Below are 13,334 nucleotides of genomic sequence, written 5' to 3' on the forward strand. Positions count from 1 at the left end.
GCCGCTCAGCGGGCCGCGCGGCCCTGCGCGCCGTGCCGCGCGGCGGCCTCGTGCAGCGCCGCGCACGCGGCCCGCACCCGGGCCTCCTCCGGGAGCGAGGGGGCGTAGCACGCCTGCGCGGCGACGGTGACGGCGTCGGCGGCGGCGGGCTCGCCGAGGGCGCGCAACCGCAGCGCGAAGGCCCGCAGGTCCTCGGCCCGCCCGCGGGCCAGGCCGGCCGGTGCCAGGGCCGCGTCGAGCGCGTCCAGGGCGGCGAGCACGGGCGGCGTCCCCCGCGGCCCGGCGGGGCGGGTCCCCTCCGGGCGGCGGCGCCGTCGCAGCGCACCCGCGCCCGCCGCTCCCGCCGCCGCCGCGGCGGCCGCGGCGAGCAGGCCCGCGAGGAGGAGGGCGCGGCCGGTGCGGGTGGCGGCGGCCTCCGCCAGCCAGTGCCCCGGCGAGGTCCACACCGCGGCCGGGGTGCTGCCCGCGGTGGGGTCCGAGACCGCCCAGCCCTGCCCGGGCAGCCACACCTCCACCCAGGCGTGCGCGTCGCGCGAGCGCAGCACCCGGGTGCCCCCGCCCGCGGTGTGGCCGCCGGCGAACCCGGCGGCGAGGCGGGCGGGCACCCCCGCGGCGCGCAGCAGGACCACCTCGGCGCTGGCGAAGTGTTCGCAGAACCCCACCGCGTCCTCGAACAGGAAGACGTCGACGGCGTCGCGGCCCGGGGCCGGCACGGGCGCGGCGAGGCTGTAGCGGGCGGTGCGCCGCAGGTGGTCCTCCACCCGCAGGACGTGCTCGCGCCGCCCGCCGGGGCCCTCGGCCAGCTGGGCCGCCAGGTCCCGCACGCGCCGCGGCAGCCGGTCGGGCAGCTGCAGGGACGCCCCGTCGTCGCGGGGGCCGGCGTCGCTGCGGGACGCCGTGCCCGTGGTGCCGGCGGCCGGGGTGGCGCCCACGGCCGGCTGCGGCGTGGACGTGACCACGTACGGCGCGCGGTCGTGCAGCAGCAGCGCCGAGCCCGCGGTGCTCGCGGCCCTGCGGCCGGGCCGCACGAGGAGCGGCGCGCCGGGGGAGACCACCGCCCGGTAGGCGCCGAGCGGGGTGACCTCGTGGTCCTGCACGGGCGCGGCCCGGGCCACGTCGGGGTCGTGGGCGGCGAACCCGTCGGCGTCGGCGTGCCAGGAGGGGGCGGGCACCGCGGTGCTCCAGGACCGCCCGTCGTAGGTGTCCAGCACCGCCGCCCGCCACCACGTGGGGGACGCGGCGGGCACCGCCAGCAGGGGCTCCTCGCCCAGCGTCCCGCGCGCGTGCAGGTCCAGGTGCCCGGAGGCGTACGCCGACGCCCGCCGCTGCCCGGGGGAGCCGCCGGGGGCCGTGCCGGGGACGGTGCCGGTGTCCGCGGCGCGCAGCCGCCCGGCGAGGGCCTGCAGCGGGGGCGTCCCGCCCGGGCCCGGCAGCGGCGCGGCCACGAGCAGGACACCGGCGACGAGGGTGGCGACGGCGACGGGCGCGGCGAGCTCCCGCACCCGGCACGGGGAGCCCGTCGCGGGGCGCGCGGCCGCCGGGTGGGCCACGTCGGGCGCCTGTGCCAGCACGAGGCCGCACGCCAGCGCCGCCCACCCGGTGAGCAGCGGCCCCGCCAGCGCCGTGCCGGCCTGCACGGCGGCGGCGGCCAGGACGGCGGTGAGCACCCCCAGCAGCAGCTGCCCGCGCAGCCGTGCGGCGCCGTCCGCGGCGGCCGCCACGCCGGTCGCCAGGCTCGCGGTCAGCACGGGTGCCAGCGCCAGGGGCGCGGCGAGGTCGTGCTCCCCCCGCCACCACAGCAGCGCGGTCACGGCGCCGGCGAGCAGCCCGCACCCCCACGGGCGCAGCGCCGTCCGGCTCGTGCCGCGCGGTGCGGCGCGCAGGGCGCAGACGAGCACCTGGCCCAGGCCCGCCGCCACCGCCGTGCCCGCGGGCACCAGACCGGTCACGGCCAGCGCCCACGTCCCGCACAGCAGCGACACCAGGGCGCAGCACGCCAGCGCCGCGCCCGTGCGGGTGGCGGGGGCAGGCCGCACCCCGGCGGGCCCGCGCGGCGCGCTCACGCGGCCCACCCGGGCCGGCGCGGGCCGCACCCCCCGGCGCGGACGAGCACGACGTGCCCGCACCCCGCCCACCGCGCGGCGCGCGCCAGCACGTCCTCGTCGGCCCGCAGCACCGGCCCGAGCCCGGCGAGGAGGTCGAGCAGCTCCCGCGGGCCGCGCGCCCCCTCCCCGGTGAGGTCCGTGGCCGCGAGCGCGCCGCCCGCGAGACGGGCCACGACGGCGACCTGCCGGCCCGTGCGCAGCTGCGCGGCCAGCGCGGCGGCGTGCGCGGCGAGCAGGTCCTCCCAGCCGTCGGGCTGGCGCCCGCAGGGGTCCGGGGCGCCGTCCAGGACCGCCACGAGCCGGCAGGGCGCGCCGCCGGAGCGGTCCAGCGCCACGGGCACGCCCCGGCGCGCGGTGCTGCGCCAGTGCAGGTCCCGGCGCCGGTCGCCGGTGCGCCAGGGCCGCACCCCGTCCGGCTCGCCCCCGGCTGCGCCGGGACCGCCGGCCGCCCCGCACGAGGAGGGCGGGGGCAGCGCCGCGGCGGGGCGGGGCGCGGGGTGGACGAGGAGGTGCTGGGCGGTGGGGACCAGCGCGTGCACGGCCAGCACACCGAACGGGTCGGTCGCGACGATCTCCGCGACGCCCGTGCGGGAGGCGGCGCGGTGCACGGCGGTGCGCCGCACGGTCACGGCGACCGACGCCCCGGGTGCCAGCGCCGGCACGGCCACCGGCGCGTCGCCGAACCCGGCCGCGCGGTGCACCAGGCGGGCGGGGGAGGTGGCGCGGGCGCCGTCGTTGCGCACGTGCACGACGTGCTCGACCTCCTGCCCGACGGTGGTCCGCACCGGGCCGGTGACCTCGACGACGAGGCCGCCGGCCCGGGGCCGCAGGATCCGCGCGGCGACGAGGACGCCCGCGGTGGCGGCCGCGGCGACGGCCAGCCACGCGTCGGCGAGGACGGCGGCGCTCAGCACCGTGCCCGCCAGGGCGTACCCGGCGCAGCGGCCGCCCACGGTGCTGCGGGCGCGGGGTGCCGCGGCGCGCTGCGGGGTGGCGCTCACCGGTGCACGGGGACGGGCACCTGCCGCACGATGCGCGTGACGGCCTCCTGCTGGGCGAGGGCGACGGCCGCGGTGCCGCCGGGGGGCCCGGCGAGGACGAGGCGGTGGGCCAGCACGGGCACCGCGAGCGCCTGCACGTCGGCGGGGGTGACGTGGTCGCGCCCGTGCAGCACCGCGCGGGCCTGCGCGCAGCGGACCAGCCCGATCGCGGCGCGGGCGCTGGCGCCGAGCAGCACCTCCGGGGCGGTGCGGGTGGCCCGCACGACGTCCACGGCGTGCTCCACGACGGCGTCCGAGACGTGCAGCTCCCGCACCGCCGAGCGCAGGGCGCGCAGCGCGTCGACGCCGAGGGCGGCCGGGAGGGTCTCGACCGTGGCGGCGCGCAGCTGCTCGCGCACCACCTGGCGCTCCTCGCGCGCCCCCAGCGGGCCGAGGACGACGCGCACCGCGAAGCGGTCCAGCTGCCCCTCCGGCAGCGGGTAGGTGCCGACCTGCTCGACGGGGTTCTGGGTGGCGATGACGACGAACGGCTCCGGCAGGGCGTGGCGGACGCCGTCCACGGTGACGGCGCCCTCCTCCATGGCCTCCAGGAACGCGGACTGGGTGCGGGGGGAGGTCCGGTTCAGCTCGTCGACGAGCAGGACGTGCGTGAAGACGGGTCCGGGCACGAAGCGGAAGGTGCCGGCGGCGGCGTCCCACACGCCCCCGCCGGTGATGTCGGCGGGCAGCAGGTCCGGGGTGGCCTGCACGCGCCCGAACCCGGCGCCCGAGGCGCGGGCGAACGCCTTGGCCAGGGTCGTCTTGCCGCTGCCGGGGACGTCCTCGACGAGGACGTGGCCACCGGCCAGCACCGCGGTGGCGACGAGCTCGACGGCGCCGCGCCGGCCGCGGACGACCCGCTCGACGGTGTCGACGAGCGCGCGGGCGGCGGCGGTGGGGTCCTGGTGCACGGCAGGCCTTCCGGACGTCGGGCAGGAGTTCCCAGCATCGGCCGCCACCCCACCGGGCGTCACCCTCCGTCGCCAGCTCTCCACCATGCGGAGCAGCCGGGAGCGGCACCGGGCGGGACGTGCGCCGACCGGTGCGTGCTAGTGTTCTGATCGCTTCCACGGCGCCGCAACGGCACGGTGGGGCCACTCGTCCGGGTGGCGGAATTGGCAGACGCGCTAGCTTGAGGTGCTAGTCCTCGTAAGAGGGTGGGGGTTCAAGTCCCCCCTCGGACACTTCGGCCCAGGTCTCTGACCTGGGCTTCTGCTTTCCCGGCCACCGTGTCGAAGCCCGTGGGACGACTCGTGGGACGACGAGGGGGCCACCGCTGCCGGTGGCCCCGGAGAAGTCTCCCGGGACTCTCGAGGGACACCATGGCTTCCAGCGAGCGCGGCAACGGCGACAGGACGACCAGCACCTAGACCCGGGCCCGCGGCAGGACCGCCTACGAGGTCCGCATCTCCTACCGCGACGACGACGGGCAGCTGGAGCGCGAGGCGGAGGAGGGTTTCACCACGCGGGCTGGGAGCGACCTCCACCGCCGCCACCGAGCAGTCGCTGGAGGCGCCCCGGGAAGAGCACGACCTCCCCCTGTGGCGGGTCGTGACTGCTACAGGCATGCGCCGGGGAGACGGTCTGGGGCTGCACTCGGCCGATGTGGACCGGGGCGAAGGCCGGCTCGTCGTGCGCCCCGGTCCCGGTGGGTCCCGGCGCGCCGGGTTCATCAGCCTCGACCCCGAGGCCGTGGCGGCGCTGTACCTGCAGCAGGCCCCACCTGACGATGAGCCGAACCCTCGAGTCAGCGCTGCCCCTGGTGGGTGAGGCTGACGAGCAGGGACTCGTCGCTGAGGTGGTCGGGGCGCAGAGCCGGATCCTGGAAGGCGTCGATGGCGATGAGTGCACTGTTGCCGTCGGGTAGGACCTTGGTGCCGGTCTCCACCCAGTCGTCGTCGTCGGTGCTGACGGACCAGCCGTCTTCGTGTGCGGCTTGCACGGCAGCGCGGAAGGCGTCGGTGGCGGGTGTGTCCAACGTGAAGGTTCGCCGGTAGGTGGCGTAGACGGGCTTCCCCAGGAAACCTGCGCCGTCAGCCTGGGTGGTCGTGACATCGACCGAGGCGGCTCCCGGTGGCTCCCAGGTCGCGATCTGCTCGGCCTGCAGCAGGTCGAGGTCCCGGTTGTTCTCTCCGCAGCCCGACAGCCCGCAGGTGGTGGCGCTCACCAGTGCGGTGAGCGCCACGACCTGGAGCCATGCGGGTCCCGCCGTCATGTCGAAAGCATCCCCCGCTGNCGCCCCCGGGGGGGGGCCCCCCCACGACCTGGAGCCATGCGGGTCCCGCCGTCATGTCGAAAGCATCCCCCGCTGGACGTCGCTGTCGGGCTGGTGGGGCCGTTCGTGGTGTCACGGCCTCGCTGTGACGGCTGGGTCAGTTGCCTCCCCTGGCCACGACCGTGACGTTGAGGCGGTACGGCGTGGCCGAGAACTGCCCGCTCTTGGGGACGACGGCGATCAGGTAGCGCCCGGCTGCGGTGGTGACCCGGATCTTCTCATCCGCTGTCCCGGCGGTCTCGGATCGGCCGAGGACCTTGCCGGCGGTGTCGGTGACGAGCAGGTCGTAGTCGGCGGGCAGGCCGATGAGCTGCACCTGGAGGGTGCCACCGGGGTGCTGGACGCCGGAGTAGTCGGCGAAGTCGTCGACCGTGGCGATGGTGGAGGAGGTGTTGAAGTGGGGCTTGCGGAAGGTCGTGACCGTCCCGGGGGTGGAGTCGCCATCGGGGTCTGCGACGCCATCGACGACGCCGGGCTTGTCCTGGGTGGGGCGCCCGTTGGTCGGGTCGCACTCGTCGCCGAGCCCGTCGGCGTCGAAGTCCGCTTGGGAGTGGTTGGCGGTGCTGGGGCAGTTGTCGAAGGCGGGCGGGATCTCGTCGCCGTCGATGGATGCGTGCCCGATGGTCGTTGCCAGCCCGACGCGCCCGGCGGTGTCGGTCACCCGCAGCGCGATGAGACCGTCGAAGTCGCTGGTCCAGGTGTGGGTGGCTGTGGGGGTGGTGGCGGTGTGGTCGTAGACGCCGTCACCGTTGACGTCCCACTCGTACTTGGCGATCTCCGTGCCGATGCCCACCGAGCCGGATCCGTCCAACGTGACCGGCTCGCCGATGGTGGTCACGTAGGGACCCGCTGCCCAGGCGAAGGGCCTGTCGAGGCTGACGTCGATGGCTTCGGCGATCTCGTCGGCGGCCTGGGCGGGGACGCTGCGGTAGATGCCGCCGTTGGTGCGTGCGGCGATGTCGGCGATCTCGGCGTGTCCGCTGGTGTAGCCGGAGATGTCGATGAAGTGGGTTTCGACCGGGTCGATCGCCAGTGAGCGGGCGATCACCTGGGCGCCGGTGTGTCCGGTACTCGGTTCCGGGGAGAGCGGTGGGGCGTCGGCGAGGACGACGGCCATCTTCTTCGCCCCGGGGCGCCATGTGAGGTCGAAGGCGGTGTTGAGGCCGGAATACATGGTCTCAGGCGTGTCCCCGCCGTAGCCGAGGTCGAGGCCCTGGATCGCGGTGTTGATGGCGGACGGGTCGGAGGTGAAGTCCTGCCGCAGCGTGGAGGGGTAGTCCTGCGGGCTGCCGGTCCGGGAGGCGAAGTCGCGGTAGTCGACGAGGGAGAAGCGCGCGGAGTCGGTGCGGGCGGCCACCTGGTTCACCAGTGAGGTGGCTGCGGCCTTGACGGAGTTGATCGCGCTGCCCATGGAGCCGGTGGTGTCGACGACGAAGGCGATGTCGATGGTGCCGTTGGTCCGCCCGTCACCGGTGCCCCCGAGGCCGAAGTCGCTCTTGCCGCGGAGGATGCGGGCGATCTCCTGGTGGCCCCGCTCGTTGTAGTGGTACCACATGTGCATGTCGAGGTCGTCGAACTCGGCGACCCAGCGGTCGGGGTTCTCGCAGCACACGCGCCCGTCGGGCTCCTTGCCCGCGAACTCCGGCTTGACCTCAGGGACGTAGATCACGCGAGGCCCGGACGGGTCGGCGTTGGCTGCGTCCACAGCGCGTCGCTGCGCGGTGTTGCCCTCGTCGCCGAGCGCGCGGACCTCCTTGCCCACCGCGAAACTCGTCGTCCGGCGCAGGTTGCGCAGGGTGTAGTTGGGGTCCCTCTCCAGGTGCGGGTAGGACTTCAGGACGATCTTGGCGTCACCGCGCATCTTCTTCTTGATCGTCGGCAGGGCGGCGGCGAGACGGTCCCCCACCTTCGTGGCGACGTCCGCGCGTGCAGTCTGCACGCTCGACTCGCACGTGTCGACGTCTCGCGCACCGAGAACGAAACACTGCTCGACGATCTCGGCGAAGCCGATGTCGTTGCCGCCCATGCTGAAGAGCACGAGGTCGGTACCTTCGTTGATCGCGTCGATCTGGGGCTGGATGTAGCGTGTGCACGCGAACGTCACGGTGGTCACGCCAGCCGCGGGGCCTGCGACGGCCGTCAGGGGGGTGATCTCGAACTCTTCGTCGTAGCGAGGGGTGCACAGCCGGCTGGCGTTGAGCAGCGCGCGTGCACGGGGGTCGTCCTTGGTCGCGAGAGGGCCGGGGACCGGAATCGGCACCGGCCGGGTTTCCATCTTCCGGCGCTGGGTGATGTCGGCGATGACACCGCCTGAGCAGGCACGGTTGACGACGTTGACCGTGTACCGGTCGGCCAGGGAGCGCGCGTACTGATTACCCCAGTTGTTCTCGCTGCGATAGCACAACAGCGGACCGCCATACCTCCCGGCGCCATTGCCGGCGGAGTAGGAATCGCCCAGGATGACGACGTCCAGCCGCGGTTTGGTGGCTGCCTGGGCAGGGTCGGCGGCGGTGACCGGCGCGATGAGGCTGGCAAGGATCACGCTCGCGGCCATCGCCGCGCTGCGGAGTCTCATGGATGTCCCTCCCGCTTGGCGCGGCGCCAAGCTGATCGTGTCTACACCTGGCCTCCGTCGTTCCGCAGGGTTTCGCCGGCTTTGCCACCACAGGTGCTCCCTGGCGCCCGTTCCGGCAGAGATGGTCGATCTGCGTGACCGCAGCCGGGACGAGCGAGCAGATCGCCGGTGTCGGATCGCCGGTGTCTCGGGCGCCGGTCGGGAGATGGCGAGGCGCTCGGCGGCGTCGGCGCCGGGGGTGTCGTGCACTTCGGCGTGCAGGCCGGGGCTGCGGGTGGGGTGGGTCGCCGTCGAGCAGGAGGGTCGCCTCGGCGCGGGCGCTCCGGACCATGGGCAGGTCGGCTACGCCCAGGTCCGTCTCCCCGGACTGCCGGTCGCCGAGGAGGGACCGGGCGCCGCGCACGTCGGGATCGACTTGGGAGGGGTGGAAGCCGTCGGTGGAGTCACACACGGCCTGCGTTCGGGCGACCTCGTCGCTGCAGGCGATGTCGTGGAACTCCCAGGCCGTGGCGATCGGAGTGCCTCCAGGCAGCAGCTCGTCGAAGGCGAGGCGGTCACGGCCCTGGGCCGAGACCTCGGGGAGTCGGGGCGTGGACCTGCCGGTGAACCTCGCCGCCATGTCGACCCGGCATCCTGCCGGGTCCCGACCCGCGAGCGTCCATCTGGGCCCTCTCGGGCACTGCGGCCCAGGTCTCACGACCTGCGCTCCCGTGTGTCCCGGCCACCGCGCCGGAGCCCGCGGGACGACCCGCGGGACGACCCTCGGGACGACGGCGGGACGATCAGCACCCACACCCCAGCCGCTGGCAGGACCGCCTCCGGGACCGGCTCCGCCGCACCACCGGGTCGCGGAGCAGGGTGTCGCAGCTCCCGCGGTCCGCTCGTCAGCCCCCCGCGTACGTGACGACCGCACCGCCGGCGGGGGTCCAGACGATGTCCCCGCCCTGGAAGTCGGAGCGCCTGCCGCCGGGCACGTCGTACTCGTCCGACATGGGGAACCCGAGCCGGCCGCTCTCCCAGCCCTGCCCGGCCCAGGCCTGGCGGATGGCGCCGCGCACGACGTGCGCCCCGGTGGCCGGGGACCAGTAGACGGAGCCGCCCTGGAAGTGGGTGAACGCCCCGCCGCGGACGGGTGCCTCGGTGGTGGTGGGGTAGCCGAGGTAGCCGGCCTCCCAGCCCACGGAGCCCCACTTCTCGCGGATCAGGCCGCGCACGGCCTGCGCTCCCGTGGCGCCGGAGAAGTAGACCGATCCGCCCTGGAAGCGTTCGAACGCGCCGCCGCGCAGGCCCAGCTCCCCGGAGGTGGGGAAGCCCAGCCAGGAGCCCTCCCGGCCCAACTGCGCCCACCGCTCCCCGATCGCGCCGCGGACCTCCCAGGCGCCGGTGGCGGGGGACCAGTAGATCGAGCCGCGCTGGAAGTGGGTGAAGCGCCCGTCCCCGCGCGGGGTGGACAGCTCACACGTCGTCGGTCCACCGAGCACACCCGCGGCGCCGCCCAGGCGGTCCCAGCGCTCGGCGATGGCACCCCGCACCCCGCACGGGTTGCCCGGCGACGGGGGCGGCGGGGGAGCGGAGCGACCGGGCGGCAGGCTCTCGCACGCGATGCCGTCCCCGTCGGAGTCCAGCTCGTCCGGGTCACCGGGGTGGGCGAGCAGGTGGGCCTGCGCGTCGCCCTGGTACCGGAAGTCCCCGCAGTCCACGTCGTAGCCGTGGTGGGCCTGCGCCGGCACCCCGGCCGGCATCTGCGTCCCCACCGCGACCAGCACCACGGCGGCGCTCCGTCGCGCCCACGTCCTCACCCGCACGTCGATCCCCCGTGTCCGCATCCGGCGAGGACGCTGCCTGCCCCCCAGCAGGCTAGCCACGTGGAGCGTGCGCGGGGCCGTTCTGCGCCACTTGGGCCTCAGTCGTCACACGTCGGCCGCGCGGCCGTCCGCCGAGCGCGCTAACCGTCCGCCTGGACGGCCGGGTCGGGCTGCTCGTGCTCGGCCGTGCTGGGCCGTGGCACGAGCGGTGCGGGCGCCGCAGAGGCCGGCCGCGCCGGGCCGCCGGCCGGGGGCACCGGCTCCGGGGTGACCGGGTCGAGGAGCTCGGCCATGCGCCAGGCCTCCGGCCGGCTCAGGTGCACGCCCATCTCCCGGTGGGTCCCGAGGCCGGAGTAGATCGTCACGCCGGACAGGTCCGGTCCCGCCCCGCCGTCGCGGGCCCCGTCGTCGGTGTCGTCGTCGACGACGGCGAGGGACACCCAGGGCTTCATGCCCGGGCGGAAGTGCACCAGGCGCAGCGGCGGGACGTCACGCTCCCCCCGCAGGTAGGGCACGAGCATCCGCACGTAGTCGAGGTCGTAGACCTCGGTGCGCCCGTCGGCTCTCAGGTGGACGTCTCGGCCTCTGATCGTGACGATCTCCGCGGCGGTGGCCCCCAGCTGCACGGACCTCATCTCACCGCACGCCCGGCCACCGCGCACGTGGATCTCCCCCGCACGGCGCAGCACGCCGCGGCGGTGGCCGCCCGCCCGGCCCCGCGGAGCACCCGGGCGGGCCGGGTTCAGGCCGGCCAGACCGCCGCGAGGACGCGCTCCGAGGCGCGCCCGTCCTCCAGCGCGCAGAAGCGCCCGGCGAACCGCGCGTACCGCTCCGCGTGCGCCGCGGCCACGGCGGGCAGGTCGAGCAGCGCGCCGGTGAGCGCCTCCTGCTCCAGCACCACCGGCCCGGGCCCCTCGGTCTCCAGGTCCAGGGTGAAACCGCGCAGCCGGTCGCGGTAGTGCTCCAGGTCGTAGGCGTAGAGCACGATCGGCCTGCCGGTGACCGCGAAGTCGAACATCGAGGACGAGTAGTCGGTGACCAGGACGTCCGCGGCGAGGTAGAGGTCGGAGATGTCCGGGTGCCCGGAGACGTCGCGCAGCCGCGCACCTCCCGCGGGGCGGCGCTGGTGGCCCATGTAGTGGTGCAGCCGCAGCAGGAGGACCGCGTCGTCACCGAGCCGTTCCACGAGGGCCTCGGCGTCCAGCCCGAGCGGGGCGTCGGAACCCGCGACGGCCTCGTCGTCGCGGTAGGTGGGGGCGTAGAGGACGGCCGTGGTGCCGTCCGGCACGCCGAGGGCGCGGCGCACGCGGGCGCGCCGGTCGCCGGAGCCGGGGGCGCGCAGCACGTCGTTGCGCGGGTAGCCCGTCTCGAGGACCGCGCCGGTGTAGCCGAAGGCGGAGCGCAGCAGCCGGGTCCCCTCAGCGCTCGGGGTGACGAGCAGGTCCCAGCGTGCGATGTCCTCGTCGAGCGTGGCCATCACGTCGTCCGGGGGCAGGGACGTGGCGTCGCGGTGGATGCGCTTGAGCGGTGTGCCGTGCCAGGTCTGCAGGTAGGTGGTGCCGGGCCGCTTGCGCCACTCGTCGAGCTGGAGGTGGGTGTTGGAGACCACGACGTCCGCGGACTCCAGCGCCGCCACGGCCCGCGGTGTCCCGATCGGCACGGTCGCCGCGCCGGGGGGGAACGCCGCGGCGTGCCGGGGGTCGGCCAGCCAGACGTGCTCCTCCCCGCCGCCGCGTGCGAGCAGCGCCTCGTGCAGCGCTCGCGGGTTGTCCGCGTAGCGGCCGTTGAACGCGTTCCAGACGATCCTCACCGTTGCTCCTCCTCGGGCACGAACCAGGCGGCGGTGTCCACGGGCAGCACCCCGTCCGGTGCGGGACCCGAGACGACGACGGCGCGCGTGCCGGCCGGCAGCGCCACCTCGTCCGGGCCGAAGTTCACCCACACCGAGGTCCGGCCGCGGGCGAAGGCGAGCACGCCGTCGGGGGCCTCGCGCCACTCCAGCGGTTCCCCGGCACCGAAAAGGCTGCGGCGCAGGGCGAGGACGCAGCGGTAGAGGCCGAGCGTGGAACCCGGGTCGGATTCCTGCGCTGCCGCGCTGAGGGGCCCCCAGCCCCGCGGCTGCGGCAGCGGGGGCTCGGGCGAGCCGGGCGGGGAGAACCCGTACGGGGGGTGCTCCCCCGACCAGGGCAGCGGCACGCGCGAACCGTCGCGGCCGGGGTCCAGGCCGCCGGAGCGCGCGTGGATGGGATCCGTGCGGCGCGCGGCGGGGATGTCCTCGACCTCCTCCAGCCCCAGCTCCTCACCGGCGTACACGTACACCAGGCCGGGCAGCGCCGCGGTGAGCAGGATCGCCGCGCGGGCCCGGGCGCGGCCCAGCGCGAGGTCCGGCACCTCGGTGCCCCAGCGCGCCCGCTCGGACTCGTTCGAGCCGTGCTCGGGCGGCTGCGAGCGGGCGTAGCGGGTCACCTGCCGCACGACGTCGTGGTTGGTGAGCGCCCACGCGCTCGGCGCGCCGGTGAGCTCCGCGGTGGCGAGGCCGCGCTCCACGACGCGCCGCCACGGGCCCTGCCGCCAGGCCACGTGCAGGGGCTGGAACTCGAACGCCATGTGCAGCTCGTCGGGCCGCAGGTACAGCGGCAGCCGCTCGGGGCGCGCCACCCACGCCTCGGCGACGAAGACCCGCGGCGGGTCGTAGGAGTCGGCCACCCGGCGCCACTGCCGGTACACCTCGTGCACCTCGTCCTGGTCCCAGCCGGGGTGCTCCTCGGTGCGCCGGTCGCGGCCGAGGGCGTCGGGGAGGCCGGCCTCCTTCACCAGGCCGTGGGCGACGTCGATGCGGAACCCGTCGACCCCGCGGTCGAACCAGAACCTCAGGACGTCGAGGAACTCGGCGCGGACCTCGGGGTTGCGCCAGTCCAGGTCCGGCTGCCCGGGGGCGAAGGAGTGCAGGTACCACTCGCCGGGGCGCCCGTCCGGCCCGCTCGTGCGCGTCCACGCCGGCCCGCCGAAGCAGCTCTCCCAGTCGTTCGGGGGCAGGGCGCCGTCCTCGCCGCGGCCGGGGCGGAACAGGTACCGCGCGCGGGCCCGGGGGTCCCCGGCGAGGGCCGCGCGGAACCAGGCGTGGGCGTCGGAGGTGTGGTTCGGCACGATGTCGAGCAGCACCCGCAGCCCCGCCTCGTGCGCCTCGCGCAGGAACGCCTCGGCCTCCCGGAGACCACCGAGAGCGGGGTCGACGTCCCGGTAGTCCGCGACGTCGTAGCCGTTGTCGACCTGCGGCGAGGGGTACCAGGGGTTCACCCACACCGCGTCCACGCCGAGGCCCGCGATGTGGGGCAGCCGCGCCCGCAGCCCGGGCAGGTCCCCGACGCCGTCCCCGTCGCCGTCCGCGAAGCTGCGGGGGAGGACCTGGTAGACGGCGGCGCCGCGCCACCAGGGCACCGGTTCCGGCGTCGTCCCCGCCTGGACCGGGCGCGGTGGTGTCACAGGAGGTCCTCCTCGGGGACGTCGGGTGTGGGCGGGCCCGGCCGGGCCCGG

At 76.0% G+C, this 13,334-nt stretch carries 9 protein-coding genes and 1 tRNA gene; 1 reads left to right on the forward strand and 9 read right to left on the reverse strand.

Annotation, left to right across the window (positions count from 1 at the left end; genetic code table 11):
- Positions 1 to 5: 5 nt before the first annotated feature.
- The 3 genes from ACYQBY_RS00685 to ACYQBY_RS00695 are packed head-to-tail and all read right to left on the reverse strand — an operon-like array spanning position 6 to position 4,056.
- Positions 6 to 2,063, reverse strand: coding sequence for a transglutaminaseTgpA domain-containing protein (locus tag ACYQBY_RS00685; protein WP_459641885.1), 2,058 nt, complete (start codon positions 2,061 to 2,063; stop codon positions 6 to 8).
- Positions 2,060 to 3,106: a DUF58 domain-containing protein gene (locus ACYQBY_RS00690; RefSeq protein WP_459641886.1), complete on the reverse strand. Its 1,047-nt coding sequence runs from the start codon at positions 3,104 to 3,106 to the stop codon at positions 2,060 to 2,062. The genes ACYQBY_RS00685 and ACYQBY_RS00690 overlap by 4 nt, the downstream gene beginning before the upstream one ends.
- Entirely contained in the window at positions 3,103 to 4,056 is a 954-nt protein-coding gene (locus tag ACYQBY_RS00695; RefSeq protein WP_459641887.1) for an AAA family ATPase, read from the reverse strand. The genes ACYQBY_RS00690 and ACYQBY_RS00695 overlap by 4 nt, the downstream gene beginning before the upstream one ends.
- 189 nt (positions 4,057 to 4,245) lie before the next feature.
- Here ACYQBY_RS00695 and ACYQBY_RS00700 point away from each other — a divergent pair.
- Positions 4,246 to 4,329, forward strand: a tRNA-Leu gene (locus tag ACYQBY_RS00700).
- Between the two features lie 563 nt (positions 4,330 to 4,892).
- Here ACYQBY_RS00700 and ACYQBY_RS00705 read toward each other — a convergent pair.
- From ACYQBY_RS00705 to ACYQBY_RS00730, 6 genes are all read right to left on the reverse strand, one after another.
- Entirely contained in the window at positions 4,893 to 5,360 is a 468-nt protein-coding gene (locus ACYQBY_RS00705; protein WP_459641888.1) for a hypothetical protein, read from the reverse strand.
- Positions 5,361 to 5,517: 157 nt separating this feature from the next.
- Positions 5,518 to 7,995: a VWA domain-containing protein gene (locus ACYQBY_RS00710; RefSeq protein WP_459641889.1), complete on the reverse strand. Its 2,478-nt coding sequence runs from the start codon at positions 7,993 to 7,995 to the stop codon at positions 5,518 to 5,520.
- Between the two features lie 884 nt (positions 7,996 to 8,879).
- The gene (locus tag ACYQBY_RS00715; RefSeq protein WP_459641890.1) at positions 8,880 to 9,821 is read right to left on the reverse strand and encodes an excalibur calcium-binding domain-containing protein; all 942 of its coding nucleotides are present in this window, start codon (positions 9,819 to 9,821) and stop codon (positions 8,880 to 8,882) included.
- A 119-nt stretch (positions 9,822 to 9,940) separates the two neighbouring features.
- Positions 9,941 to 10,435: a hypothetical protein gene (locus ACYQBY_RS00720; RefSeq protein WP_459641891.1), complete on the reverse strand. Its 495-nt coding sequence runs from the start codon at positions 10,433 to 10,435 to the stop codon at positions 9,941 to 9,943.
- Positions 10,436 to 10,542: 107 nt separating this feature from the next.
- A complete protein-coding gene (locus ACYQBY_RS00725) occupies positions 10,543 to 11,610 on the reverse strand; it encodes a CDP-glycerol glycerophosphotransferase family protein (RefSeq protein WP_459641892.1) in 1,068 nt (355 codons plus the stop codon).
- Positions 11,607 to 13,283: a glycoside hydrolase family 13 protein gene (locus ACYQBY_RS00730; protein WP_459641893.1), complete on the reverse strand. Its 1,677-nt coding sequence runs from the start codon at positions 13,281 to 13,283 to the stop codon at positions 11,607 to 11,609. Before ACYQBY_RS00730 ends, ACYQBY_RS00725 begins: the two co-directional genes overlap by 4 nt.
- Positions 13,284 to 13,334 lie beyond the last annotated feature (51 nt).

Source organism: Kineococcus anabasis (genome assembly GCF_054590795.1).

Coding starts and splice junctions, on each gene's coding strand:
- ACYQBY_RS00705 (WP_459641888.1), bottom strand. CDS start 5,360: ATGACGGCGGGACCCGCATGGCTCCAGGTCGTGGCGCTCACCGCACTG.
- ACYQBY_RS00715 (WP_459641890.1), bottom strand. CDS start 9,821: ATGCGGACACGGGGGATCGACGTGCGGGTGAGGACGTGGGCGCGACGG.
- ACYQBY_RS00720 (WP_459641891.1), bottom strand. CDS start 10,435: ATGAGGTCCGTGCAGCTGGGGGCCACCGCCGCGGAGATCGTCACGATC.
- ACYQBY_RS00710 (WP_459641889.1), bottom strand. CDS start 7,995: ATGAGACTCCGCAGCGCGGCGATGGCCGCGAGCGTGATCCTTGCCAGC.